This window comes from Arthrobacter sp. NicSoilB4 (assembly GCF_019977335.1).
Classification (GTDB): domain Bacteria; phylum Actinomycetota; class Actinomycetes; order Actinomycetales; family Micrococcaceae; genus Arthrobacter.
In genome coordinates, this window is record NZ_AP024653.1 from 2,906,391 (window position 1) to 2,930,718 (window position 24,328).

22 protein-coding genes are annotated in these 24,328 nt (G+C 67.8%); 8 read left to right on the forward strand and 14 right to left on the reverse strand.

Annotation, left to right across the window (positions count from 1 at the left end):
* Positions 1-25 precede the first annotated feature (25 nt).
* The 8 genes from LDO13_RS13145 to LDO13_RS13180 form a co-directional block, all read right to left on the reverse strand.
* Complete coding sequence (locus tag LDO13_RS13145; protein ID WP_224047167.1) at positions 26-1,246, reverse strand: pyridoxal phosphate-dependent aminotransferase; 1,221 nt, start codon at positions 1,244-1,246, stop codon at positions 26-28.
* A gap of 162 nt (positions 1,247-1,408) precedes the next feature.
* A complete protein-coding gene (locus LDO13_RS13150; protein ID WP_224047168.1) occupies positions 1,409-2,371 on the reverse strand; it encodes an ABC transporter substrate-binding protein in 963 nt (320 codons plus the stop codon).
* Positions 2,368-3,114, reverse strand: a complete 747-nt coding sequence (locus tag LDO13_RS13155) for an ABC transporter permease (RefSeq protein WP_224047169.1) — start codon at positions 3,112-3,114, stop codon at positions 2,368-2,370. The genes LDO13_RS13150 and LDO13_RS13155 overlap by 4 nt, the downstream gene beginning before the upstream one ends.
* Positions 3,111-3,851 (reverse strand): ABC transporter permease, encoded by a 741-nt coding sequence (locus LDO13_RS13160; RefSeq protein WP_224047170.1) that lies wholly within the window; start codon positions 3,849-3,851, stop codon positions 3,111-3,113. The genes LDO13_RS13155 and LDO13_RS13160 overlap by 4 nt, the downstream gene beginning before the upstream one ends.
* Positions 3,851-4,945 (reverse strand): ABC transporter ATP-binding protein, encoded by a 1,095-nt coding sequence (locus LDO13_RS13165; RefSeq protein WP_275959832.1) that lies wholly within the window; start codon positions 4,943-4,945, stop codon positions 3,851-3,853. Before LDO13_RS13165 ends, LDO13_RS13160 begins: the two co-directional genes overlap by 1 nt.
* A gap of 331 nt (positions 4,946-5,276) precedes the next feature.
* Positions 5,277-6,479, reverse strand: coding sequence for a ribosome small subunit-dependent GTPase A (rsgA, locus tag LDO13_RS13170; RefSeq protein ID WP_224047171.1), 1,203 nt, complete (start codon positions 6,477-6,479; stop codon positions 5,277-5,279).
* A gap of 277 nt (positions 6,480-6,756) precedes the next feature.
* Positions 6,757-7,209 (reverse strand): NUDIX hydrolase, encoded by a 453-nt coding sequence (locus LDO13_RS13175; protein ID WP_224047172.1) that lies wholly within the window; start codon positions 7,207-7,209, stop codon positions 6,757-6,759.
* A 45-nt stretch (positions 7,210-7,254) separates the two neighbouring features.
* Positions 7,255-8,178, reverse strand: coding sequence for a BadF/BadG/BcrA/BcrD ATPase family protein (locus tag LDO13_RS13180; RefSeq protein ID WP_224049784.1), 924 nt, complete (start codon positions 8,176-8,178; stop codon positions 7,255-7,257).
* 50 nt (positions 8,179-8,228) lie between these two features.
* Here LDO13_RS13180 and LDO13_RS13185 point away from each other — a divergent pair, with 50 nt between their 5' ends.
* Complete coding sequence (locus LDO13_RS13185; RefSeq protein WP_224047173.1) at positions 8,229-9,263, forward strand: nitronate monooxygenase; 1,035 nt, start codon at positions 8,229-8,231, stop codon at positions 9,261-9,263.
* Between the two features lie 157 nt (positions 9,264-9,420).
* On the opposite strand, the gene LDO13_RS13190 is transcribed toward LDO13_RS13185, so the two are convergent.
* Positions 9,421-10,404 carry a LysR substrate-binding domain-containing protein gene (locus tag LDO13_RS13190; protein WP_224047174.1) on the reverse strand — a complete coding sequence of 328 codons (984 nt, stop codon included), beginning with the start codon at positions 10,402-10,404 and terminating at the stop codon, positions 9,421-9,423.
* An 87-nt stretch (positions 10,405-10,491) separates the two neighbouring features.
* Here LDO13_RS13190 and LDO13_RS13195 point away from each other — a divergent pair, with 87 nt between their 5' ends.
* Positions 10,492-11,832: an MFS transporter gene (locus LDO13_RS13195; protein ID WP_224047175.1), complete on the forward strand. Its 1,341-nt coding sequence runs from the start codon at positions 10,492-10,494 to the stop codon at positions 11,830-11,832.
* Here LDO13_RS13195 and LDO13_RS13200 read toward each other — a convergent pair.
* The gene (locus tag LDO13_RS13200) at positions 11,822-12,985 is read right to left on the reverse strand and encodes a PLP-dependent aspartate aminotransferase family protein (RefSeq protein WP_224047176.1); all 1,164 of its coding nucleotides are present in this window, start codon (positions 12,983-12,985) and stop codon (positions 11,822-11,824) included. The genes LDO13_RS13195 and LDO13_RS13200 overlap by 11 nt on opposite strands.
* Before the next feature lie 132 nt (positions 12,986-13,117).
* Between LDO13_RS13200 and LDO13_RS13205 the strand changes: the two genes are divergently transcribed.
* Positions 13,118-13,624 (forward strand): Lrp/AsnC family transcriptional regulator, encoded by a 507-nt coding sequence (locus LDO13_RS13205; RefSeq protein ID WP_224047177.1) that lies wholly within the window; start codon positions 13,118-13,120, stop codon positions 13,622-13,624.
* Positions 13,625-13,676: 52 nt separating this feature from the next.
* Here the strand turns inward: LDO13_RS13205 and LDO13_RS13210 are convergent, their stop codons facing one another.
* Positions 13,677-14,918, reverse strand: a complete 1,242-nt coding sequence (locus LDO13_RS13210; RefSeq protein WP_224047178.1) for an MFS transporter — start codon at positions 14,916-14,918, stop codon at positions 13,677-13,679.
* Positions 14,919-15,092: 174 nt separating this feature from the next.
* Here LDO13_RS13210 and LDO13_RS13215 point away from each other — a divergent pair, with 174 nt between their 5' ends.
* The 4 genes from LDO13_RS13215 to LDO13_RS13230 all read left to right on the forward strand — a co-directional run bounded on the left by LDO13_RS13215 (position 15,093) and on the right by LDO13_RS13230 (position 20,545).
* A complete protein-coding gene (locus LDO13_RS13215; RefSeq protein ID WP_224047179.1) occupies positions 15,093-15,590 on the forward strand; it encodes an Lrp/AsnC family transcriptional regulator in 498 nt (165 codons plus the stop codon).
* Positions 15,591-15,665: 75 nt separating this feature from the next.
* Positions 15,666-16,661, forward strand: coding sequence for a magnesium/cobalt transporter CorA (gene corA / locus LDO13_RS13220; protein ID WP_224047180.1), 996 nt, complete (start codon positions 15,666-15,668; stop codon positions 16,659-16,661).
* A gap of 1,164 nt (positions 16,662-17,825) precedes the next feature.
* Complete coding sequence (locus LDO13_RS13225) at positions 17,826-18,740, forward strand: chaplin family protein (protein WP_224047181.1); 915 nt, start codon at positions 17,826-17,828, stop codon at positions 18,738-18,740.
* 104 nt (positions 18,741-18,844) lie between these two features.
* On the forward strand, positions 18,845-20,545 hold the full coding sequence (locus LDO13_RS13230; RefSeq protein ID WP_224047182.1) for an AarF/UbiB family protein: 1,701 nt from the start codon (positions 18,845-18,847) through the stop codon (positions 20,543-20,545).
* 23 nt (positions 20,546-20,568) lie between these two features.
* On the opposite strand, the gene LDO13_RS13235 is transcribed toward LDO13_RS13230, so the two are convergent.
* Positions 20,569-20,883 carry a hypothetical protein gene (locus tag LDO13_RS13235; protein ID WP_224047183.1) on the reverse strand — a complete coding sequence of 105 codons (315 nt, stop codon included), beginning with the start codon at positions 20,881-20,883 and terminating at the stop codon, positions 20,569-20,571.
* 140 nt (positions 20,884-21,023) lie between these two features.
* Between LDO13_RS13235 and LDO13_RS13240 the strand changes: the two genes are divergently transcribed.
* A complete protein-coding gene (locus LDO13_RS13240) occupies positions 21,024-21,416 on the forward strand; it encodes a VOC family protein (RefSeq protein ID WP_224047184.1) in 393 nt (130 codons plus the stop codon).
* Between the two features lie 6 nt (positions 21,417-21,422).
* Here the strand turns inward: LDO13_RS13240 and LDO13_RS13245 are convergent, their stop codons facing one another.
* Positions 21,423-23,015, reverse strand: coding sequence for an ABC-F family ATP-binding cassette domain-containing protein (locus LDO13_RS13245; RefSeq protein ID WP_224047185.1), 1,593 nt, complete (start codon positions 23,013-23,015; stop codon positions 21,423-21,425).
* A gap of 60 nt (positions 23,016-23,075) precedes the next feature.
* Positions 23,076-24,179, reverse strand: coding sequence for a class I SAM-dependent methyltransferase (locus tag LDO13_RS13250; RefSeq protein ID WP_224049785.1), 1,104 nt, complete (start codon positions 24,177-24,179; stop codon positions 23,076-23,078).
* Positions 24,180-24,328 lie beyond the last annotated feature (149 nt).

A 24,328-nucleotide genomic window follows, 5' to 3' on the forward strand; every position in this document is an offset into this window, starting at 1 on the left:
TCCAGCCGCGCTGCTGAGCCCTAGGCTAGTTCCCCTTGTACCGGCTCAGGAAGTCCCCCATGCGGTTGATTGCCTCTTCAAGGTCCTTCACCAGCGGCAGGGTGACCATTCGGAAGTGGTCCGGGCGCACCCAGTTGAAGGCGCGGCCGTGCGAGACCAGGATCTTCTGCTCGCGCAGGAGGTCCAGGACGAACTTCTCATCGTCACGGATGTGGTAGACCTCGGGGTCGAGCTTCGGGAAGAGGTACATGGCGCCCCGGGCCTGCTGGGTGCTGACCCCCGGCAGGGCGTTGAGCATGTCATAGGCCTTGTTGCGCTGCTCGAGCAGGCGCCCGCCGGGCAGGATGAGGTCGTTGATGCTCTGGTAGCCGCCGAGCGCCGTCTGGATCGCGTGCTGGGCTGGGACATTGGCGCACAGGCGCATGTTCGCGAGCAGGTTGATGCCCTCGAGGTAGTCCGCGGCGTCCTTCTTCGGCCCGGAGATGGCCATCCAGCCGGCCCGGTAGCCGCACACCCGGTAGGCCTTGGACAGGCCGCTGAACGTCAGGCACAGGACATGGTCGCCGGTCAGGCTGGCCATGTTCACGTGGACGGCGTCCTCATAGAGGATCTTCTCGTAGATCTCGTCGGCGAAGAGGACGAGTCCGTGCTTTTCGGCCAGGGCAACAATCTTCTTGAGGGTGTCCTCGGGATAGACGGCGCCGGTGGGGTTGTTGGGGTTGATCACCACGATGCCCTTGGTGCGGGGCGTGATCTTCGCTTCGAGGTCCTCCAGGTCCGGCTGCCAGCCCGAGTCCTCGTCACAGAGGTAGTGCACGGGCCGGCCGCCGGCGAGGGCCACGGAGGCGGTCCACAGCGGATAGTCCGGGGTGGGGATCAGGACCTCGTCGCCGTCGTCCAGGAGGGCCATCAGGGACATCGTGATGAGTTCGCTGACGCCGTTGCCGAGATAGATGTCGTCGACGTGGATGTTCTGGATGCCGCGGGTCTGGTAGTACTGCGAGACGGCGGTGCGGGCGGAGAAAATGCCGCGGGAATCGCTGTAGCCCTGGGCATGCGGCAGGTGGCGGATCATGTCCACCAGGATCGCGTCCGGCGCTTCAAACCCGAACGGGGCGGGGTTTCCGATGTTCAGTTTGAGGATGCGGTGACCCTCCGCCTCCATCTGCTGGGCGGCCTGAAGGATCGGTCCACGGATGTCGTAAAGGACATTATGAAGCTTGGTGGACTGCTTGAAATCTGCCATTCATCAAATATGCCATATGGAGGATGTACTTCCGCTGAGATCTGACTCACAGGGCCGTGCCGCCGTCACAGGCCGGAACACGCGCGACGGCGGCTGCCGCGCTCCCCCGGAACGGGAGGAGCGCGGCAGCCGCCGTCGCTGGTCAGAAGGCCGTGAGGTGTCTTACTTGACCAGGCCCTTGTCCTTGAGCCAGGCCGCCGCAGCGTCCTTGGGGTTCTGCTTTTGGCTGCCGCTGACGGCCCGGTTGAGGTTGATGAGGTCCTCAGTGGTCAGGACCTTGGAGACGGCGTTCAGGGCTTCCTTCGCCTTGTCCGTCATCTTGGCCGTGTTGTACAGCGGGAGGACCTGCTGGGCGATGAAGTTGTTCTTCGGGTCCTCCAGCACCACCAGGTCGTTGTCCGCGATGGACGGGGTGGTGGTGTAGATGTCGGCGACCTGGACTTGGTCGGAGAGCAGGGCCTTCAGAGTGACGGCACCGCCGCCGTCGCTGAAGGGTTCCAGCTTCTTGGGCACGCAGTTGTAGTTCTTTTCGAGGCCCGGAAGGCCGTAGGCGCGTTCTGCGAACGTCGCCGGTGCGCCCACCACGATTTCGCTGCAGACCTTGGCCAGGTCTTCGATCGACTTCAACTGGTACTTCTCAGCGGTGGCTTTCGTGACGACCATCGCGTCCTTGTCCTCGGCCTTGGAGGCCTCCAGCACGGCCAGTCCCTGCGGCAGCTTGCCCGGCAGGGCCTTGTAGATGTCCTCGGCCGAAACTTCCGTGGCGTCCTTGCTGACGTGCAGCAGCAGGTTTCCGCTGTAGTCGGGGATGACGTCCACCGATCCGTCCTGGACGGCCTTGAAGTAGACCTCGCGCGAACCGATGTTCGGCTTGGTGCTCGCGGTAACGCCGGCTCCGTTGAGCGCCCCGGCGTAGACCTCTGCGATGATCTGGCTCTCCGGGAAATCGGCGGAACCGATCACCAGCGCCGAACCGGAACCGGAGGTGGCTCCGCCCGTTGCCGGTGCCGTGGACAGCGGATCGGATGAGCCTCCACACGCGGACAGTGCCATGGCCAGGCCGACGCCGACGGCCAGGCCGCCGAATGCGCGCCTGCCAAGTGCTCGTTGGCGGGTTTCCTTCATGACGTACCTCCTTGAACAACAGTCCCCGCGGGTACGGGGTCTGTGAGATCAACCGCAGCCTGCTGGCTCCGGTTTGGCTGGGAAGAGGCCCCCTGGGACAGGAACAGCCTCTGGATAAGGGCAAGGACAAGGTCGACGGCGATGGCCAGGGCGGCGATGAGCAGGGACCCGCCCAGCATCTGGGGGAAGTCGGAGAGCACCAGCCCGTCGAAGAGGTACCTGCCGAGGCCGCCGAGGTTGATGTATGCCACCACGGAAACAGTGGCGATGGCCTGGAGCACACCGGTGCGGAACCCGCCGTACATGACGGGCAGCGCGTTGGGGAACTCGGCGCGGAAGAGCACTTGGAGCTCGGTCATGCCCATGGCCCGCGCGGCGTCGACGACGTTCCGGTCCACGCTGGCGATGCCGGCGTACGTGCCGGCCAGCAGCGGCGGAACGGTCAGGATCACGAGGGCCCAGATCGGCGGCATGAGCCCGATGCCGGCCAGCAGGACGAACAGCGTGAGCAGACCGAGGGTCGGCAGGGCGCGGAGGGCGCCGGCGACGGCCACCGCGGCCACCCGGCCGCGGCCTGTGTGCCCGACGTAGAGCCCGATGGGGACGGCGATGGCCGTGGCGATCACCATCACCAGGCTCGTGTAGAACAGATGCTCGGCGATGCGTGCCGGGATTCCGGCGCTGCCGGACCAGTTCGCGGGATCGGCGAGCCACGCGAAAGTCTCAGTGACGACGTTGCTCATGCGTTTCCCCCTCCGGTCTTGGGACGCGCGAACCGCAACGCACCGGCAGCTGTGCCTGCCCTGTCCTGGCCGCCGGCTGATTCGCCGCCGCCGCCGGGTGCCGCCGCAGCGCGGGTCCACGGGGTCAGCAGCCGCTCCAGCAGGACGAGGACGGCGTCCATCAGCAGCGCGAGGATAAGGATGGCAATAATTCCCACCACCACTTCGGTGACGAAGTCGCGTTGCATCCCGGAAGTAAAGAGCATGCCGAGGTTGCCGATGCCCAGCAGGGCCGCGACGCTGACCAGCGAGATGTTGCTGACCGAGACCACGCGCAGCCCGGCGAAAAGCACCGGCAGGGACAGCGGCAGATCGATCTGCAGGAAGCGGGCGAAGGGCTTGAACCCCATGGCCACGGCGGCCTGCCGGAGGTCCTCGTCCACCGAGTCAAAAGCGTCCAGGGTGGCGCGCACCAGCAGGGCGACGGCGTAGATCGTCAGGGCCACCACGACGTTGACAGGGTCCAGGATCCTGGTTCCGAGGACGGTCGGCAGGATGATGAAAAGTGCCAGGGACGGGATGGTGTACAGCAGGGAGGACGCCGTCAGGACCACGGACCGGAGCCCGCGGCTCTGCCGGGCGAGCTGCGCCAGCGGGACGGCAATGAGCACACCGAAGATCATCGGCAGGATGGCCAGGACGAGGTGCTGGCCCGCGAGGCTGAAGACCTGGGCGCTGTTGGCCAGGAACCATTCCATCAGAGCGCGCCCTGGCGAATATGGCGGTCCGACTCAATCACGGCCAGGACTTCTTCGGCCGTGATGACCCCGGCCACCCGGCCGTCCGCGTCCACTGCGACACCGAGCCCGGAAGGCGAAGACAGTGCCGCGTCGAGGGCTCGGCGTAGCGTGTCGCCCTTCCGGAACAGGGAACCGCCGGGAACCGTCGCGGAACCCTTGCCCGGACCCGCCCAGCCAAGGGGACGAAGGCCGTCATCGACCACCAGCTGCCACTCGCCCGAGGCGTTGCCGCCATGCTCAAGTTCGGCCGGCGTGATCGTCCGCGCCGGGTGCACTGTGACGCCGTCGGACGGGCTGAAGCCCAGATGCCGGAACCCGCGGTCCCGGCCCACGAACGATGCCACGAAGTCGTTGGCCGGTGCGCGCAGAATTTCCTCCGGCGTGGCGTACTGGGCGAGTTTTCCGCCGAGGCCGAAGACTGCCACCTTGTCCCCCAGGATGGTGGCCTCGTCAATGTCGTGGGTGACGAAAACGATGGTCTTGGCCAGGTCCCGCTGGAGCCGGAGAAGTTCCCGCTGCAGTTCGTCGCGGACCACGGGGTCAACGGCGCTGAAGGGCTCATCCATGAGCAGCACGGGAGGGTCCGCGGCGAGAGCGCGTGCCACTCCGACGCGCTGCTGCTGGCCGCCGGAAAGCTGTGAGGGGTACCGTTTACCCAGTCCGGACGCCAGCCCGACGACGTCGAGCAGCTCTTGCGCGCGCTTGCGCGCCTCGGCCTTGGAGACGCCGTTGAGCCGGGGCACGGTGGCGATGTTGTCCAGCACGGAACGGTGCGGCATCAGTCCGGAGGACTGCATCACATAGCCCATGGAGCGGCGCAGCTTAGCCGCCGGCACCGAGGTGACGTCCTCGCCGGCGACGGTGATGGTCCCGGACGTCGGCTCAACCATGCGGTTGATCATCCGCAAGGACGTGGTCTTGCCGCAGCCCGACGGCCCGACGAAGACCGTGATGGCCCCCTTGTCGATGGACATGGTCAGTCCATCCACCGCAGCCTGCCCGCTCTGGTACTGCTTGGTGACGCTCTGGAACTCGATCATGGCTTCAGCCATTCCGGGCATACCTAACTGTTGGAGGCAACATCGGACAGTCCAGCCAACTGATCATAGACACGCCGATTTTTGGCTGTAAAGCACGTAGAACCCAGCCTAACCAGCGCAGCTGACAAAGTCAGGGACATTGTCAAGGGCACTGTGGCTGACGTAGCTATTCGGTGCCCCGCCGAAGATGGATGGGCGCCGCCCCGGAACAACTTCCGACGCGGCACCCTTCCGCCACCTGACAGGGAGCGTCAACTATGCAACGGGGGGTCACCTAGCGCCCATTCGAGGGGTCGTAATCGGCCGTAAGTGACCCCGCGTTGTTTCTCGGCGCTCCGCCCGGTCAGTGGGCCCGCCGGCCGCCTTCTGAACCCCCGCCCCGGCCCTTGCTGCCACGCTTCGCCCGCTGCTGTTCGGCCGCCTCGTGGTTATCGCGTTCAGCCGCGCGCTGGCTCTTGCCGCCGGCCGATATTTTCTGGTGCCATTCCCGCGCGTAGGCGCGGCGGGCTGCCGAATCGTGCCGGCGGGCCAGGGCGGCGAGTTCGCGCTGGAGTTTCAGGTAGCTGGCCCAGCGGCGGTCATCCAAGGTTCCGTCCGCGATCGCGGCCTGCACGGCGCAGCCGGGTTCGCTGCCGTGCGCACAGTCCGAGAACCGGCACTGCCCGAAGAGATCCTCGAGGTCGCCGAACATGTCCGCCATGCCGCTATCAGCGTCGAACAGCCCGAAACCGCGCACGCCCGGGGTGTCCATCAGCAAGGCGCCGTCCGGCAGGGGCACGAGTTCGCGTGACGTGGTGGTGTGTTTGCCTTTTCCGTCGCCGGCCCGCACTGCCCCGGTTTCCTGCACGTCGACGCCGACGAGGGCGTTGATGAGCGTGGATTTGCCGGCACCCGAGGGCCCCAGCAGCACGAGGGTGCCACCGGGCGGAAGATGGCCCAGCAGCTCTTCGAGGCCGTCGCCTTGTTCCGCGGAGGTGGTGACCACCGCGACGCCGGCAGCCTGCAGAATCACCTTGCCGACAACGTCATCCGCAACGTCTGCGAGGTCCGCTTTGGTGATGATGACGAGGGGCGTGGCGCCCGAGTCCCAGGCCGCGACCAGGGTGCGTTCGAGCCGGTTGTGGGTGAGGGGCCGGTCCACGGGCACCACGACGCCGACGATGTCCATGTTGGCACCGAGTACCTGCGACTCCGACGAGGATTCGAAGGCGCGTTTGCGGCTCAGCTCGGAGTGGCGCGGCAGAATCCCCGTGATGGCGGGCTCCCCCGCGTTATTGGATCCCAGCCAGACCCAGTCCCCCGTGGCCGGCATCTCCCCGGTGCTGGGATAAGGCAGGTGGAGGATCGAATCGTGCGCCGCAACCAGGACCAGGTTGCGGTCCACACGGATGACCCTGCCCGCGCCGGTGCCGCCCGGCACGGCGTGGGCCGCGAAGCGCTCCGCTACGGAGGCGGTGAAACCGTAGCCGGCTGGACCCTCGGGAAGGTTGTTGGAGCTGGTGTGGGTGGCGCCGGAAGCGCCTTGACGTGCAAGAAAAGTAGTCAACGAAAACCCTTTGATGGGCCCCGGTGCACGTGCCGCGCTGCGGGTGGAACCTGGCAGCGGTTGGGCTAGTCGGTGCTGATGGCCGGGGCAGGAATAATGACGTGGCTGATGTTGGCGCGCAGTGCGCCCAGGACTGTTGCAGTCATCGTCTCCACCTCCCCGTTATCCGTGCTCCACCCGGTTGTTGGGTGCCGGTTCCGCCGGGGGCATCCCCCGGCAGCTTCCTCAGAATAGCGGGACCCGGCCGGCCTGGCTAGGGATCTGGCCAGGGAACCTGTCAGGAAAGATTGCCGTCGAACGGCCTCTCCCGATAGAGCCGGAGCGCCACGTCGACGAGCGAGACCTTGTTCAGCCCGTCGATTTCAGCCAGCGGGATCCAGGCCGCGTGCGTCGTGCTGCCATTCACCTCGTGCCGCAGTTCTCCGCCGGTGATGGTCGCCTCGTAGATCAGCCTGAGGGACTGGAAGTCCCGTTCACCGCCGTCGATCCGGATTTCCGCCGGCCAGTGCCCGACGTCGACCCCCAGCATGGTGCCGACCTCGGCGTGGTACCCGGTTTCCTCGTGGATTTCCCGGCGGCACCCGTCAACCGGGTGCTCGCCCAGGTCCAGGCCGCCGCCCGGCAGGGTCCAGCCCTCCTTGCCGCCCTGCTTCCAGTACGCCAACAGAAGGGCGCCGTCGCGGATGATGACCGCGTAGGCAGCGGGACGGGTGTCAAAGTTCAGGCTCATCCCTCAAGGGTAGTGGCCGGACGGTGGCGTAGTCCGGAGGCCGCGTCAGCCCTGCTCGGCCACGAGCTGGAGGACACCGAAGACGGGATCCTGCTCCAGGATCCGCACGTCGGTGATCCCCGCGGCGGCCAGGGCGGTGCGGAAGGATTCCTGCAGCCGCGGAACGTTCATGCCCAGTCCGCTGCCCAGGATCACCGGGCCGTCGATACCGAGTTGCCTGACCGTCTGCTCTGCGAGCCCGGCCAGGTCACGGCCGGCCTGGTCCACGAGTTCCTGGCTCGCAGTGTGTCCGGCGGCGGCAGCGTCGACCACGAGCCGGGCCTTGTCGGCCCAGTACCGGCGTCCGGTGTCCGGTGAATGGAAGAGCGCGATCAGCTTGTTGGGGTCGTCAACACCGCAGGAGGCCAGCAGCGCGGTGGTCAGTTCGTCCGGTTCCAGCCCCTGATTCATCCGGCGCAGGCTGTGCCGGACGGCTTCCCGGCCCAGCCAGTACCCGCTGCCCTCGTCGCCCAGGAGATACCCCCAGCCGCCGGCGCGGGCCTCCTCCCCGAGGCTGTTCCGCCCCCAGGCAGCCGATCCGGTGCCCCCGATGACAGCCACCCCGGTGCTCGCACCTCCCGCGGCCAGCAGAAGCCGCGAATCGTGGACCACGGTGATCCGGGCGCCCGGCACGTGCGGCGCGATCAGCGCGGCGAGCGCCTCGGCGTCGGCGTCGGTATCGATGCCGCCTGCTCCGGCATAGACCTGGGCGACGGTTCCGCCGCCGATCCTGCCAAAGAGCTCGGCGAGGTGCAGTGCCGCCTCCGCTCGGGTGACGTTTTGGACGTTCGAGCTGCCTACCGATTCGTCGGCCACCACGGCGCCGTCCTCGAAACGGACGCCGCGGGTCTTGGTCCCGCCGATATCGAGGCCTATGACGGCGCCGGTCGCAGGAGCAGTGGGGGGAACGGTGTCCGCCGCCGGCGGGATGTCAGAATGGGTCACCGGAACAGCCTACTGAATCACGCACAGGAGTGAGCATGTCGCACGACATCTTCGGTACCCGCATCATTGCCGCCCCGATGGCTGGCGGGACTTCCACCCCGGCGTTCGTGAAGGCCGTGCATGACGCCGGCGGGCTGGGGTTCCTGGCCGCGGGCTACAAGAGCGTGGCAGCCATGCAGGCGGAGATCCGCAGCGCCCGTGCCGCGGGGACACGGTTCGGCATGAACCTCTTCGTTCCCGACCCCGCGCAACTGCCACCTTCCGCTGCCCTGCGGCACCAGCTGGAGGAATACCGCGCCAGCCTGCGGCCGGATGCGCTGCGGTACGGCGCGGACGTCCCGCCGTTGCGGCTGGACGACGACGACCACTGGCACGGCAAGATCGCCGCCCTGCTGGCCGACCCGGTAGAACTGGTCAGTTTTGCCTTCGGGCTGCCCGGCCCCGATGTTGTCCGGTCGCTGCAGCGGGCGGGCTCCACGGTGCTCGCCACTGTGACTACCGTTGCCGAGGCCCTGGAGGCCGCCGGGCAGGGCGTCGACGCGCTGGTGGTGCAGCATGCGGGCGCCGGCGGCCACAGTGCCGCCTTCCAGCCGGGCGCCGCCGGGCACCATGACGGCCGGCCAGGCACGACGGCGGAGCTGGTCGCCCTGGTGCGGTCCGCCGTCGGACTCCCCCTGGTGGCTGCCGGCGGCGTGATGGACCGGGCGGGGCTGGAGGCCGTCCTGGCCGCGGGGGCCCAGGCTGCCCAGCTGGGCACCGCGTTCCTCCGCACCGACGAGAGCGGCGCCCGGCAACTGCACAAGGATGCCCTCGCCAGCCCGCGGTTCACGGAGACCCGGCTCACGCTGGCTTTCACCGGTCGGCCGGCACGGGCGCTCGTCAACGAGTTCGTCCTTGACCACCCCGATGCCCCGGAGTCCTACCCCGCGGTGCACCACCTCACGGCGCCCCTGCGCGCGGCGGCGGCTGCGGCCGGGGACGCGGAGCGGCTGAACCTCTGGGCCGGTGCGGGCTGGCAGCAGGCCCGGGCGGGTTCCGTGGCGGAGGTCATGGCGGGATTGCTGGTCTGACCGCCCACGACGCCCACCGAGGTTGCCGCCGTCGGGGTCGCAGAGGGCGCCCGAGGTCGCAGGAAACGTGCGGGATCGCCGGGAGCTTCCGGCGATCCCGCACCCTTCCGGCGAACTGGTGCCACGGGCCCGCTCGGACACCCGGGCACGGGCAGGCTCAGGTGCCGGAGCGCCCGCGGACGAAGCCGGCGAGCAAGGCAGGGCCCTCGCTGAGCACCAGCTCCCGGAACAGCCGCACCGGGTCCGGCTCGGCGTCCGCTCCCCCACGCCGTTCCCGCCAGGCCAGGCCGATCTCGCGGAAGGCCAGGCCGGAATCCAAGGCGAGCTCCACCCAGCCCAGGTCGCCGGACTGCGCCGGAGGGTTGCGGCCGGGGGCCAGCTCTCCGGGCGGGAGGATGCTCACGCCGAGTCCGGCCGAGACGAGACCCCGGGCCGTGTGGGAGTCCTGGCTCTCGAAAGCGATACGTGGCCTGAAACCCGCCTCCCGGAACAGGGCGTCGGTCAGCGAGCGCATGCCGTAGCCGGGACCCATCGCCACGAACGGGTCCTGCCGGATCTCCTCGAGGCGGGCCCGACGGCGCCTGGCGAGGGGATGCCGGTGGTGGACGACAAGCCGCAGCGGTTCCCGGTACAACGCTGCCGAGGAAATCAGCCGGCTGGGCGCTGCGATGGGCGCGGTCAGGGCCAGGTCCGCGTCTCCGGCGGCTAGTTCGGCCAGGCAGCCGTCCCGGGCGCCTTGACTGAGTTCGAAGGCCGGCTGGGGATGCCGGCTGCGGAAGGCGCTGATCAGCAGCGGCAGCATGGCCTCGCCGAATGTGTGCTGGAAAGACACCGCGATCCGGCCCCGTACCACTTCCGATTCGTGCCGGACCAGGTCCAGCCCGGCCTGGAACTCGCCCAGCGCAGCCTCAATGTGCGGCAGGAGCGCCTTGGCGGCGGGAGTCAGCCGCACGCCGCGGCCGTCGCGGATGAGAAGCTCCGTCCCGATGATGCTGCTGGCCCGCGAGATGCTCCGGCTGACCGTCGACTGGGGCAGCCCCAGCACCTCAGCGGTCTCCGTGACGTGCTGGGTGCGCCCGAGCTCAGCCAGCAGGGGCAGCAGCGGCAGCAGCTGGACCAGGTGTTTGTGCTCCACGTCCATGGCCACCTCCAATCGTTCCGTATTTGCTATAAATCCTATGAGAATGATGCATTGGAAGCATGTTCTCCGGAAGCCTAGTCTGGGGACATGCCACGACTCACGCAGCTCCCCCACCCCGCTGGTGCCGGTCCGTTCCGGCCGGACGCTGCCGACGCCGCACAAGCGGGCGGCGGACGGGCGGCGGACGACAGCGGGCAGGCAGCCTGGCCAGGACATGCCAAAGGGTCCGCGGCCTACCGGAAGATCCTCGCGGGACTGGCGTTCGCCGGCGTCGCCACCTTCGCCCAGCTCTACTCCACCCAGGCGGTGCTGCCCATGATGGCGGCGGAGCTGCAGGTCACTGCGGCCGAGGCCGCACTGACGATATCGCTGGCCACCGTGGGCCTGGCCCTGACCGTGCTGCCATGGTCCTTCCTGGCCGACCGGATCGGCAGGGTCCGGGCAATGATGTGGGGCATCTCGGCCGCCACTGTCCTGGGCCTGCTGGTTCCGCTCGCCACCAGTTTCCCGATGCTGCTGGGCCTGCGGATGCTCGAAGGCATGGCCCTGGGCGGCATCCCCGCGATTGCCATCGCCTACCTCAACGAGGAGGTCAACAAGGCCCACGCCGCGCTGGCGGCCGGCACCTATGTCGCCGGCACCACCCTGGGCGGCCTCGCCGGCCGGCTCATGGCCGGCACGGCCGGCGAACTGTGGGGATGGCGGGCCGCCGCCTTGGCGGTCTCGATCCTCGCCGCCGTCGCTGCGGTCCTGTTCCTGGTACTGGTGCCGCAGGCGCGGGGCTTCACGGCCGCGGCGGCCGGCGGCTTCCGCGGGGCCCTCCGGACGCTGGCGGGCCACGGCCGCAATCCGCGGCTGCTGGCCCTCTACATCCAGGCGTTCCTGCTGATGGGCGGCTTCGTGGCCGTCTACAACTACCTTGGCTTCCGGCTCTCCGCGGAACCCTTCAGCCTGCCGGCCACCCTCATCAGCCTCATCTTCCTGGCCTACCTCTCCGGGACGGTCTCCTCCCGCTGGGCCGGCGGGCTGGCGGCGCGGTTCGGCCGGCGTACGGTGCTGATCACAGGCACCGTGCTGATGGTGGCGGGCCTGGCACTGACGCTCACCCAGCTGCTGGCGCTCATCATGGCGGGCCTGCTCCTGTTCACCGGCGGCTTCTTCGCGGCACACAGCATCGGCGCAGGCTGGACCGGTGTGATCGCAACAACCGGCCGGGCCCAGGCGGCATCGCTCTACAACCTCGCCTACTACCTCGGATCCAGCGTCATCGGCTGGGCCGGCGGGCTGGTGTTCCAGTCGCTCGGCTGGACTGCCCTGGCCCTGACCGTCATCGGGCTGGCCTGCACGACGGCGGTGATGACCGCCGTCGTGCATCCTGCCCGGCCGGCACTGGCTGACGCGCCAACCGGTGCCGGCGCTAGCGCGTAGCTTCGATGGCCTGCACCAGGTCGGCCACGACGTCGGCGGGGTCCTCCAGTCCGACCGATACGCGCAGCAGGCTGGCGTGCGGCTTCGCGTCGGCGGCAACCGGCCGGTGGGTCAGCCCGGCGGGATGCTGGATCAGGGTATCGATGCCGCCGAGTGAGACCGCATGCGTGATCATGCCGACAGCACCCGGAATCCGCTCGGCGTGCTCCGCGCACCCCACCTCAAAGGCCATGAGCGAGCCGGGACCGGCCATTTGCGTCCCGATCAGACCCTGCGGATCACACTCGGGAAGCCCCGGGTAGAAGACACGGCGGACCAGACCGTGGCCGGCCAGGGCGACGGCGACCTTCTGGGCGCTGGCCTGCTGGGCGCGCACGCGGACCGGCAGCGTGGCCAGTCCGCGGTGAAGCATGTAGGCGGGCCACGGGGTGAGGATGCCGCCGGTGACAGCCCGGATCTGGCGCAGCCTCGTGGTCCACTCCGCAGCCGCGGCCACCACGCCGCCCATGGCGTCGCCGTGCCCGCCGAGGAACTTGGTGGCGCTGTGCAGCACCATGGCGGCACCGTGCCTGAACGGCTGCTGGAGGACCGGGCTCGCGAAGGTGTTGTCGACCAGCAGTGGTACTCCGTCCGCGGCGGCGGCCACGCGGGCGATGTCGACCAGCTCCAGGCTCGGGTTGGCCGGCGTTTCGAGGATCACCAGGCCGGTGTCGGGCCGGAGCGCAGCGTGGACGCCCTCCGGAGTGGTGAAGGTGACATCGTTGCCAAGTACACCGGACGCAAGCAGGTAGTCGCTTCCGCCGTACAGCGGCCGCACCGCAACGACGTGCTTCTTCCCGGTGGCGACGACGGCCAGCAGCACTGCGCTCAGTGCCGCCATGCCGGTGGCGAACGCGACGGACTCCGGGGTGTCTTCGAGGACGGCGACGCCCTCCTCGAACCGTGCCACAGTGGGATTCCAGAGCCGCTGGTAGACGGTGCTCTGGCCTTCCAGATGGGTGCCGCCCGTGGCCATGCGCTCGTAAGCGAGACCGCCGTCGTGCACCGAGGGAAGCGGCGCAGTGGTGGATAGATCGATCGGCACTGCGTGCACGCCCAGTTCAGTGAGGCCGTTCCGGCCGGCGTGGACAGCCAGCGAGTCTTGAGAAAGCACGTTGCTCCTTATGAATATTCACCATTGAATTCCGCAAGTATCTGGCAATAATTCGGAGTTTTGTAGAGGCCATGAATGGAAGCGTCGGAATATGGCGTTTATGATGAACTGACAACACTTCAAGGAGGATCCGTGAGTAACAGTGCGAAGAATCTTCGGCCGGGAGCGGGTGCCGGCGAGCCGCTGGACGCCATCGACGAGCGTCTGCTCGCGGCACTCGTGGCCGATGCCCGAATCTCCAACAAGCAGCTGGCCGAGCTGGTGGGCATCGCGCCGTCCACCGCCCTGATGCGCACCCGCGCCCTCTCAGACCGCGGGATCATCCAGGGCTTCGAGGCGAAGCTGAGCCTGTCCGCGATCGGCCGCTCGGTGCAGGCCCTCATTGCCGTCAGGCTGCGCGCCCATGACCGGGAACAGATCGACCGCTTCACGTCCCGGGTGCCCAAGCTTCCCGCCGTGCTCTCGACCTTCCACACCTCGGGTTCGGTGGACTACCTGCTGCACATCGCGGTCGCCACCACCGAGGACCTCCGTGACTGGGTGCTGGACAACCTGGCCACCGATCCCGTGGTGGGCCACACCGAGACCACGCTCGTGTTCGACCACATCCAGGGCAACCAGGGCCCGCTGCCGGACTAGCGCCGCTGCGTCGCTGTCGCGCCGGGCCGGACAGAGCCGGAGCCCCCGGACTTCAGGCGGCCGGGCGCAGCGCCGCCCGCAGCGTAATGACCGCGAGGGTGACCGCCGCGATCGAACAGACCACGACGAAGCCGGCAATCGCCGCCTGCAGGCCGACGACGCCGGCGGCGAGGCCCAGCCCGATGACGGGCAGGGCGCTGCCGAGGTATGTGATGACATAGACGGTGCTGATGATCTGGGCATGGCGCGCGGCCTCCACCTTGCCGGCCACATCGTTGAAGACGGTCCGGAAGGACACGCCCTGCCCGATTCCGGCGGTGATGCTCGCGAGGATCAGCAGCCAGGGGCTGGTCCAGGCGGCGGCCGCCGCGATCAGCAGCACCGATACGGCCAGCATGCCCAGTCCGATCGGCACCACAAACCGCCCCCGCACGGCGAGCAGCTGGCTGAGCGCGGAGGACCCGAGGGTCAGTCCCGCCAGCAGGCCGATGAGCGGCCGCGAATCGGCGTGGACGATCTGGGCGAAATACCCCGGCGCCAGCGAGAGGCAAAAGCCAAAGACGGTGAAGCTGAGGAACCCGACCGAGGACGCGAGCCAGAAGGCGCCGCGCGCGTCACTGGACACCGACGGCCGGCGGGGCGCCAGCACGCGCAGCGGCTGCGGACCCGCAACCGAGGTGATGGCCGGCCGGGCCTTGAGCAGGGACAGCGGAAGCAGCAGCGCGGCGAGGACCACTGAATGCAGGAAATACGGCGTGGAAGTGGGCCCGGGCAGCAGGGAGAGCACTCCCCCGATGGCGGGGCCGGCCGCCACGCCGCCGGCGGACGCCAGCAGGGTGAATCTCGAGGCCCACTCGGGACGGCTGGGCAGCAGCTCCCGCAGGGCTGCCGAACTGGCGCCCGTGGCGAGCGCCACCGCAATGCCCTGCAGGGCTCGGCCGGCGCACAGCGCGAACAGGCTGTTCGCCGTGGCGAAGACGGAGCCGCCGGCGAGGCCAACGAGCACCGCGAGCACCAGGGCGGCCCGGCGTCCGATGTGGTCGGACCAGTGGCCGGCCAGGATCAGGGTGGCCACGAGCGCCAGGACGTAGGCGGAGAAGGCCACTGTGACATCGAGCGCGGTGATCCCGAGCTTGGCCTGCAGCAGCGGGTACAGCGGGGTGGCGAGGTTCGCCCCGACCAGCAGCGTGAAGATCACGACGCCGGCCATCACCAGCCGCGCCGTCGTGGAAGCGTCCCAGCCCCAGCGGTCTGCTGTGGCCGGGCGCATGCGAAGTTCGCTGAAGACCGTCATGTCCGTGCCCTTGCGTGGAAGCGGGCCGCGTGCTCCCTGTGATGGGGGAACCGCCAGCCCGCGAAGATTTGATACCTAAAGAATGCAGCATCACTGATCTAAACGGCTTATTTTCGTGCCAAAATTGATCAAAACAGTCAATCGAAAACTGTCAGAATAAACCGGAGTGACGATTTGAACAGCCTGGACCCCACCGACCTGAAGATCCTGCTGGAACTGATCCGGGACCCACGGATCCAGATCGGGGAACTCAGCGATGCACTGGGCATCGCCCGCAACACCGCGCAGTCCCGCGTGCGGCGCATGCAGCGTTCCGGTCTGCTGCGCGACGGCGGCCGAGAGATCGATCTTGAGGCGGTGGGCTACGACGTGGTCGCCTTCGTCACGATCGAGGTCAACCACCGGGAACTCGACGGCGTGGTGGGCGCCCTGCGCCTGATCGCACAGGTCCTGGAAGTCCACGAGATCTCCGGGCGCGGCGATGTGTGGTGCCGCGTCGTGGCCACCGACACACACAACCTGCAGGCCGCCTTGCGCTCCATCCTCCGGATCAAGGGCGTCATCCGGACCGAGACAGTCCTGGCCCTGCACACGCACATCCAGTACCGCACCGAACCGCTGATCAGCCGGCTCGCCCAAGGCAGTTCCCTGGCACCGGCCCGGTCGAAGTGATTCCCCGGACGCGCCGGCCGTCGCGGCCGGCCGTGCCCGCGCGGCCAAGGCAGCGGAAGCCGGGATAATGAGCCGGTGACTATCATCGATAACGCCGTCTACGTTGACGGCGCCCGCACCGCCGAGCCGCAGAGCCTTGAGCAGACCTTTGAGACCCTCAACCGTCACGGCGGGATGGCGTGGATCGGCCTGTACCGGCCGACGGAAGTCGAAATGGCCGCCGTCGCGGCGGAGTTCGGGCTGCACCGGCTCGCCGTGGAAGACGCGATCTCGGCCCACCAGCGACCCAAACTCGAACGCTACGACGACAACCTCTTCACCGTTCTGCGGCCCGCGCGGTACCTCGACGAGACGGAAACCGTCGAGTTCGGCGAGCTCCACGTGTTCACCGGCAAGAACTTCGTAGTCACCGTCCGGCACGCCGAGACCGGCGGGGTGGCCCAGGTGCGGCGAAAGCTGGAGCGGCGCCCCGACCTCCTGTGCCACGGCCCCGAGGCTGTGCTCTACGCACTGATGGACCAGGTGGTGGACGATTACGTGCCCGTCGTAGCGGGACTGGAGAACGACATCGACGAGATCGAGGACCAGCTGTTCAGCGGCGACTCCACCGTCTCCCGGCGGATCTACGAACTGGCCCGCGAAGTCATCCAGTTCCAGCGCGCCATCCACCCGCTCCCGGCCATGATCGAGCTGCTGCGGCGCGGCTTCGAAAAGTACCAGGTCAATTCCGAGCTCCAGCACAACCTCCGCGACGTCGAGGACCATGTGGAGCGGCTGATCTCACGCGCCGACTCCTTCCGGGACCTGCTGCAAAACGCCCTCACGCTCGACGGAACGCTGACAGCCAACCGCCAAAACGAGGCCAGCGCGGAACAAAACGAGCAGGTCAAGAAGATTTCGTCCTGGGCTGCGATCTTCTTCGCACCGTCCTTTGTCGCGGGCGTCTACGGCATGAACTTTGAACGGATGCCCGAGCTTCAGTGGAGCTTCGGATATCCCATGGCGATCGGGCTGATGGCCGGCACAGCCGCCCTGATGTACGGCATCTTCAAGAAAAAAGGCTGGCTCTGACATAGCTCGCCTGAGTCGCTTTTGGAACAAACCGCGCCCCCGTCCCGGGGCATTCGCCGGCGGCGCCAAAGGCCTGCACGTTTATCCATTCGCCGGATTTTCCGCCGGTTTTCCATGGACTTGGCTTCCGGACTGTGCCTATGGTGGGTCCACTGGCCTATTCGCTGACCTGGGGGGAGGCGTTCCGAGTGAAAAACACACGTCCGATATGGCGTTTGCTCCGCCCCGTCCTGCTCGCGGCCGCGGCGGCCACCTCGTGGCTGGCCCTCTCGGCCCCGGCTGCTACGGCTGACTCCACACTTGAACCGGCTCCGCTGGTGACGAGCACCAGCCCTTCGGTCCTTGCGATCGCAACCTCTGCCGCGGATCACGCCGGGAGCGACGTCCTTCAGCTGGAGACTGAGCAGCCGCCGGCCCCTTCGGGTCTGATGACTGTCATCGCGCTTCCTGCGCTCGCCCCAGCGAACCCGGTCGCTACCTTGACTGACCCGGTCGCAACTTTGGCTGACACGGTGGTCGGCGCGGCTTCAGCGGCTGTCCTACCCGTCATTGGAACCGTGAACGAGATTCTGGACACCGTAGTGGAGCCGATTATCGACCACGGGGTTCCCGTACCGTCGCCAATTCCGGGCACCGGCACCGCATTGCCTGAAGTGCTCCCCGGCGGTTCGCTTTCTGATGTTCTCCCCGGCGTCTGGGAAGAAACCGCGCCGTCGTCCCCAAACCCACTTGTTGACGTCACGTCAGAGTCGACGAGGACCGGGGTTTCAACATCATCTGCCGCTAGTGCTGCTGCTACGTCGGGACACCGCGGACACTTCCAATCACCGGCCGCCGTGGCCGGCTCTGCCGCGCCGGAGTCCCCGGCAGAGGGCGGCCTGGACGCACTCTTGCATCCCGTGCCCGCCGTGCCACGTTCCGGAGCGGCCGGAAGCGCCAACACCGGCGGGAGCCCCTCGGTTCCTCCCTGGCTGTCCAACCACCACTTCATGATCCCAAGCCCCACTGCATCCCCTGTCCGGGGTGCGCTATTGCGGGCACCTTCGCCGGTTTCCTTCGAACCCGGATCATCTCCCGACTAGTGGAGCCCTACCGCGCCATGGCGCGGACGAGGCCATACGGGCTGCACCAGCGCCCGCCACCAATTTCGTCAGGAGATTCATCATGCATCAAAGTATTCGACGAGGGCTGCTTGGCACCCTCTTTGCCGGAGGGCTGCTGGCCCTCGGAACTACCGCTGCCAGCGCAGCCGACACGACTAGCGGTTCCGACGGGTTGCTCTCCGGCACCCAGGTGAACGCACCCGTGACGGCGCCGGTCACCCTCGGCGCCACCTCACTGGGCCTGTTCGGCGACTCAGCCGCAGAAACCGGAGGCACACCAGGAACCGCGGCCCAGCCCGCGCCGGCACCCGCACCCGGGAACAGTACCACCGGTTCCGACGGGCTGCTCTCCGGCACCCAGGTCAACGCACCCGTGACGGCGCCGATCACCCTCGGCGCCACCTCACTGGGCCTGCTCGGCGACTCAGCCGCAGAAACCAGAGGCACACCCGGAACCGCGGGCCAGCCCGCACCCGGGAACAGCACGAGCGGGTCCGACGGGCTGCTCTCCGGCACCCAGGTCAACGCACCCGTGACGGCGCCGATCACCCTCGGCGCCACCTCACTGGGCCTGCTCGGCGACTCAGCCGCAGAAACCAGAGGCACACCCGGAACCGCGGGCCAGCCCGCACCCGGGAACAGCACGAGCGGTTCCGACGGGCTGCTCTCCGGCACCCAGGTCACCGCACCCGTGACGGCGCCGATCATCCTCGGCGCTGCGTCGATCGGCGTTGTGGGCGAATCTACGGCAGCTGCCGCGAACCCGCGCGCTGTGAACCAGCCGGCGGTGCACCAGCCAGCAGTGGCGCCCGGAGCCGGCGTCGTGGTCTCCGGATCCTCGATGGTTCCGGCTGCCGCACCCAGGGCAACAACACTGGCCCGCACCGGCGCCAGCACGGATCTGCTGTGGGTTGCCGTGCTGTTCGTCGGGGCGGGCCTGATCATGATGGCGGGCGGGCTTAGGAAGAAGGCCTAGCCACGGCAAGGTTCCGGCGGGACACGGGATATCGTGTCCTGCCGGAACCTCGGCTTCTGCTCCGCGGTCTTGGCGGCGGGTCCGCGTCTCCGTAGTCTGTCGTCATGAGCGCGCGGCGGGACCGGTTCCGGGACATCGTGGAGACCCTGACGAGGCACGGACTGGGATTCGCGCTGGGGAACCTCGGGCTGGACTGGTTCCGGCCGGCCAGCGGATCCCCGGGGCGCGGGGCTGGGCCCTCGGGCGTGAGCCTGCCCGTGCGCGTCCGGCTCGCACTGGAGGACCTCGGGGCGGTCTACATCAAGTTCGGCCAAATCGTCTCCACCCGCACCGATGTGCTTCCGCCGGAGTACGTCACCGAGCTCGCGAAGCTCCAGGACGCATCCCCTCCCATTGCCGCCGGCGAGGTTCGCACCGTCATCGCCGAGGAACTTGGTCCCGCGGCGGACCGGCTCCTCGATTGGCTGGACGACACTCCCCTCGCCACGGGCTCCATCGGCCAGGTCCACTGCAGCCGGATTGCCCTGGACCCCGGAGACCCTGAATCCAGCGTCTCCGGTGACCCGGCAGGCGCCGGCCGCGTGGTCGACGTCGTGGTCAAGGTCCGCCGGCCCGGCGTCGTGGCCCAGATCAATGAGGATCTGGAGATCATGGCCGAGTTGGCCAAACGGGCGGAGCGGGCTTCCATGAGGGCCGCCGAATTCCATGTGGCGGCCCTCGTGGAAGAGTTTTCCCAGACCATGCGCGCCGAACTGGACTACCTGCAGGAGGGCCGGAACGCGGAACGTTTCGCCTCGAACTTCGCGGACGAAGCACGGGTCCATATCCCCCAGGTCTTCTGGGACACCACGACATCCCGGGTTCTGACACTGGAGCGTATCCGCGGCATCAAAGTCAACGACGCCGCCGGGCTGCGGGAGGCCGGGATCGACGCAGGGGCGGTGGCCAGGAAGGCCTGCAGCGTTCTGCTGAAGATGGTGTTCGAGGACGGTTTTTTCCATGCCGACCCGCATCCCGGGAACTTCTTCGTGGAGGCGGACGGACGCCTGGGCATCATCGACTTCGGCATGGTGGGCCACATCAGCGACTCCACGCGCGATCAGCTGGTCCGGATGCTGCTGGCGATCGTGGAACAGGATGCCGCCCGGCTGACCACGGCGCTGGTCCGCATGTGCGGGGCGCAGGCGGACAGCGGCTTTAGCGATCTGCAGACGGCTTTGGGGCGGCTGGTGGACCGCTACTCCGGCCGGCCGCTCGCGGAGATTCCGATCGTTGCGGTGCTGGCCGAACTGGCGGCCCTGCTGCGCGAATACCGCCTGCGGCTGCCGAGGGAAACAGCCCTCATGCTGAAGATGCTGGTGATGGCGGACGGTCTGGGCAAACAGCTGGATCCCGGATTCGAACTGACCACACAGCTGGGCCCGTTCACGCAGAGGATTATCCTAGGCTCGCTATCCCCCGAGGCTTTGGCGGACCGGCTGAAGAAGCTCGGCCGGGAAGCCCTGCGCCTCGGGACGGACGCGCCGGACATCATCCGCCGGGCAGTGGACGTCCTGGAGCGTGGCGGCATCGATATCCATTTCCGGGCCGATGAGCTGGACCGGCTCATGGACAAGGCGGAGAAGACCGGGAACCGGATCGTCGCCGGGCTGATCACCGCCGCCCTGATCAATGCTGTCGGGGATCTGGTATCCGTGCAGCCCGACCGGTGGCGGAATTGGCCCAAGACCCTTTTCGCCGCGGGGATCGGCGGCGTGGGCGCGCTGGGGGCCTACCTGGCCGTTACGTCGCGGCCCCGGAAATAGGGGACTTCCCAATGCCGGTTCTGTCAGCGGCGGCGCCGCGCGAGCGAGACCAGCCGTTTGAACGCCAGGATAAAGACCACCTCGATCAGGACCATGAGCCCCACCATCAGCCAATGGCTTTCGCCGATGAAGACGGCGGCTCCGATCACCACCAGGATGGTCCCGAGTGTCAGGGCGTAGACGGCGAAGCCGATGGCAACCTTCGCGCTGCGCACGCCCGTACGGAAGCCAAAGCCCACAGGTTCGCCCCCGGGGTAGCCCTCAACGCGGTCCGGTCCCGCAGGCGTGAGTCTGTCGAACTCATCCCACGGATCGCGGTCCTGGTCCTGTTCGGTCATGCTCCTATTATCCCGCGGCCACGGCGCTGTGCACGGTCCGGAAGAGCATGCCGTCACATTCTCAGCGGCCTGCGCGTCAGATAAGTAGCGGCCGGCACTCCGGCGGCCCGCCGCGCCGCCGACTAAATGAGGAGATCCCGATGAAATTTGGAAAAGTCATTCTGTACGTCGCCGATGTCGAGGCGTCCCTGCGCTTCTACCAGAAGGCCTTTGGCCTCAAGACCCGCTTCATCGCGGAGGCCGGCTACGGCGAAGTCCACGCCGGCGAAACCACCATCTCGCTGGCGACTTTCAACGCCGGCCAGGGGCACTTGCCCGAGGGATACCGCTGCACCCCGCCGTCGCCGTCGGACGTCAGTGTGGAGATCGCCCTGCTCAGCGAGGCGGTCGACGACGATTTCGCCCGGGCTGTCGACGCCGGCGCAACGCCGCTTCAGCACCCCGCGGTGCAGCCCTGGGGCCAGACGGTGTCCTACCTCCGGACTCCCGATGGAACCGTCATCGACCTGAGTTCGCCGCCGGCCTGGGGCTGAACACCGCTACGCGACGCGGACGTCGATTTGACCCGGTTCCGCGCCGTCGGCGCCGAACACGACATGGCGGTTGGCGATTTTCTCGCTGAAGAAACGGTCGTGGCTGACCACGACCACCGCTCCGGGGAAGTGCACCAGTGCACGTTCCATGACCTGGGTGCTGGACATGTCCAGATGGTTGGTCGGCTCGTCCAACAGCAGCACCGAGGCGCCGGACAGCAGGCACTGAGCCATGGCGACGCGCGCCTTCTGTCCGCCCGAAAGGTTCCCGATTTTCTGCTTGAGGTCCGCCTCGGAGAACTGGAACATCGCAAGGAAGCGGTTGACGGACTTCTTTGTGGCGGTGAACGCCAGGCTGTCCGGCAGCGCGTTGACCGCATGGGATACCGTGTCCGCATCGTCGAGGTCCGCCAGCATCTGGTTGTACGAGACAAACCCGGGCCCCTTCGCCCAGTTCACCCCGCCGGAGTCGGCCTGCTCTTCGCCAGTCAGCACCTTCAGCAGCGTGGACTTGCCGCTGCCGTTGGAGCCGAGGACCACGATCCGGTTGCCGCGGCGGATCTCGAAGCTCAGATCGTTGAACAGCAGCTTTTCCCCGTAGGACTTCCCGAGCCCCTCCACCCGGCAGAGGACGTCCTTGACGTGCAGGCCGCCGTAAATCTCGGTGACGATCTGGTCCACCGGCCTAGGAGTGCGGGACTTCTTGATCTTGGCCAGCTGGTTCCCCAGTCCGCGGCTGGCCGCCTTGGCCGCCTCCCGCCGGTCGGCGATCCCTTCGGCCTCAAAGGCCAGCAGCTCGGATTCATGCACAAACTGCTGCTCAAGGGTCTTGAGGCGGAACTGCTTTTGCACGACGTATTCGCCGAAGTTGCCCGGGTATTCGTGCAGGTGGAAATTCTCGACCTCGATGATCCTGGTGACGACGGCGTCGAGGAACTTCCGGTCGTGCGAGACGATGATCGCGGCGCCCTTGAAATCCCGGAACCAGCTTTCGAGCCATTCGACGCCGGCCACGTCCAGGAAGTTGGTGGGCTCGTCGAGCAGCAGCACGTCAGGGCCTTCGAGCAGGATCTTGGCCAGGGCCGCCCGGTTCCGCCAGCCGCCGGACAGCTCGTCGATCGCACACGTGCGGTGCGCCTCATCGAAGCCCAGGGTTGTCAGGACGGTGTCGATGCGCCGCGGGTAGTCCCAGCCGTCGAGTCGTTCCATGTCCGCGAACAGCTCCGCCTGCCGGCTGATGAGCCGGTCGAGTTCGGCGTCCGCGGGGTCGGCCGCGATGGCGGCGTCGATGGCGGCCAGTTCGGCTTCGACCGCCTTGATCTCCGAAAACAGCGCGTCGAGGACTTCCAGGATGGTGGCTTCCCCGTTGAGTTCCGAGAACTGGGAGAAGTAGCCCACCTTGGTGCCCAGTTCCAGGGTGACGGTGCCGGTGTCCGGTGCCACCTGGTCCAGGACCAGCTTGAGGATGGTCGTCTTGCCGGAGCCGTTCTTGCCGATCAGGCCCACCCGGTCGCCGGCCTCGAGCCGGAAAAAAGCCTCCCGGAGAATCTGGGTGTTGTCGAAGCGCACGCTGACGTCTTGCAGCCGGATCAGGCTCATGAGTTTGAATCTCTCAAGTTGGATTGGGAAGGACATTGAGGCGTTCGGCCGAGCAGGACGCTAGCGGACGGCAAGCCGCCACAGCGACGTGACTTCGGCTGCGCGGGCCGCGAACAGGGGGTCGTTGCGGTCGGAAGCCTTGGGGTGGGTTGGCCTGGTGTCGAACCGTTCCAGCACCTTCAGCCCGGCCGCCTCAATCGCGCCCAGCAGCTCGTCGCGGGACCGCAGGCCCAGGTGCTCGGCCAGATCCGAGAGGACGAGCCAGCCCTCGCCGCCGGGCTCCAGATGGTCGGCGAGCTCATTCAGGAACCGGAACAGCATCCGGCTGCCGGGGTCATAGACGGCATTGTCCAAGGACGAATGCGGCGTGGCAGGGATCCACGGCGGGTTGCACACGATGAGTGGTGCCCGGCCGGGCGGGAACATGTCGGTCAGGACGGCCTCCGCACGGTCCTGGACCGCCAAGTTCCTGAAGTTCTCGCCGGCGCAGGCAATCGCGCGGGGTTCGTTGTCCGTCGCCACCACGCGTAGGACGCCGCGGCGGGCGAGTACGGCGGCGAGCACGCCGGTGCCCGTTCCGACGTCGAACGCCAGCTTCTCAGATGGCAGCGGAGCGGCGGCCACCAGGTCGACGTACTCGCTGCGGGTCGGGAAGAACGTGCCGTAGTGCGGATGAATGCGGCCCTGCAGAGCATCGACCCAGACGCCGTTCCTTCGCCACTCGTGGGCACCAATTGCCCCGACAAGTTCATGAAGGGACACCACCGAGGGTTCGCTGATGTCCCCGTACGCTTCCTCCGCGGCCGCCCGGATGTCCGGGGAGCGCCGCAGGGGTACGGCCGGGCCCGGATCCAGCGGAACCAGCAGCAGGCCGAGAACGCGTGCCCGGTGGGAGCGGGACTGGCGGTGCCGGTAGAAATCATCGGCCGGGCTATCAGCGGTTTTCTTCTTCCCGGAGCCCACCCGCCGGTCCAGGGCGTTGAGGATCTGCCGCGCGTTGTGGAAGTCACCCTGCCAGAGCATCGCAACGCCTTGGGACGCCATCCGGATTGCGTCATCGGCTGTCAGGGAGTCGGTGACTACTTCAACGCGCGAGGGCGCAGGCCGTCCGTTTGCCGACAGCCATCGAGCCGTCCGGCTGCTGCCGGCCTCGGTCCACGTCACGACGGCAGGCTCCTCCACTGCGGCTGCCTGCGGGGACTTGGAGGCAGGTATCGGCGTATCCAGGGGGCGGCCCGGCACGGGGGTAGCGATAAAGAGTTCCAATCCCAGAGTCCGAGGGGCGGATCGGAGACTGACGTTTACTGCGGTAG

Coding starts and splice junctions, on each gene's coding strand:
- LDO13_RS13145 (WP_224047167.1), bottom strand. CDS start 1,246: ATGGCAGATTTCAAGCAGTCCACCAAGCTTCATAATGTCCTTTACGAC.
- LDO13_RS13150 (WP_224047168.1), bottom strand. CDS start 2,371: ATGAAGGAAACCCGCCAACGAGCACTTGGCAGGCGCGCATTCGGCGGC.
- LDO13_RS13155 (WP_224047169.1), bottom strand. CDS start 3,114: ATGAGCAACGTCGTCACTGAGACTTTCGCGTGGCTCGCCGATCCCGCG.
- LDO13_RS13160 (WP_224047170.1), bottom strand. CDS start 3,851: ATGGAATGGTTCCTGGCCAACAGCGCCCAGGTCTTCAGCCTCGCGGGC.
- LDO13_RS13165 (WP_275959832.1), bottom strand. CDS start 4,945: ATGGCTGAAGCCATGATCGAGTTCCAGAGCGTCACCAAGCAGTACCAG.
- LDO13_RS13175 (WP_224047172.1), bottom strand. CDS start 7,209: ATGAGCCTGAACTTTGACACCCGTCCCGCTGCCTACGCGGTCATCATC.
- LDO13_RS13185 (WP_224047173.1), top strand. CDS start 8,229: ATGTCGCACGACATCTTCGGTACCCGCATCATTGCCGCCCCGATGGCT.
- LDO13_RS13190 (WP_224047174.1), bottom strand. CDS start 10,404: ATGGACGTGGAGCACAAACACCTGGTCCAGCTGCTGCCGCTGCTGCCC.
- LDO13_RS13195 (WP_224047175.1), top strand. CDS start 10,492: ATGCCACGACTCACGCAGCTCCCCCACCCCGCTGGTGCCGGTCCGTTC.
- LDO13_RS13210 (WP_224047178.1), bottom strand. CDS start 14,918: ATGACGGTCTTCAGCGAACTTCGCATGCGCCCGGCCACAGCAGACCGC.
- LDO13_RS13225 (WP_224047181.1), top strand. CDS start 17,826: ATGCATCAAAGTATTCGACGAGGGCTGCTTGGCACCCTCTTTGCCGGA.
- LDO13_RS13230 (WP_224047182.1), top strand. CDS start 18,845: ATGAGCGCGCGGCGGGACCGGTTCCGGGACATCGTGGAGACCCTGACG.
- LDO13_RS13235 (WP_224047183.1), bottom strand. CDS start 20,883: ATGACCGAACAGGACCAGGACCGCGATCCGTGGGATGAGTTCGACAGA.
- LDO13_RS13240 (WP_224047184.1), top strand. CDS start 21,024: ATGAAATTTGGAAAAGTCATTCTGTACGTCGCCGATGTCGAGGCGTCC.
- LDO13_RS13245 (WP_224047185.1), bottom strand. CDS start 23,015: ATGAGCCTGATCCGGCTGCAAGACGTCAGCGTGCGCTTCGACAACACC.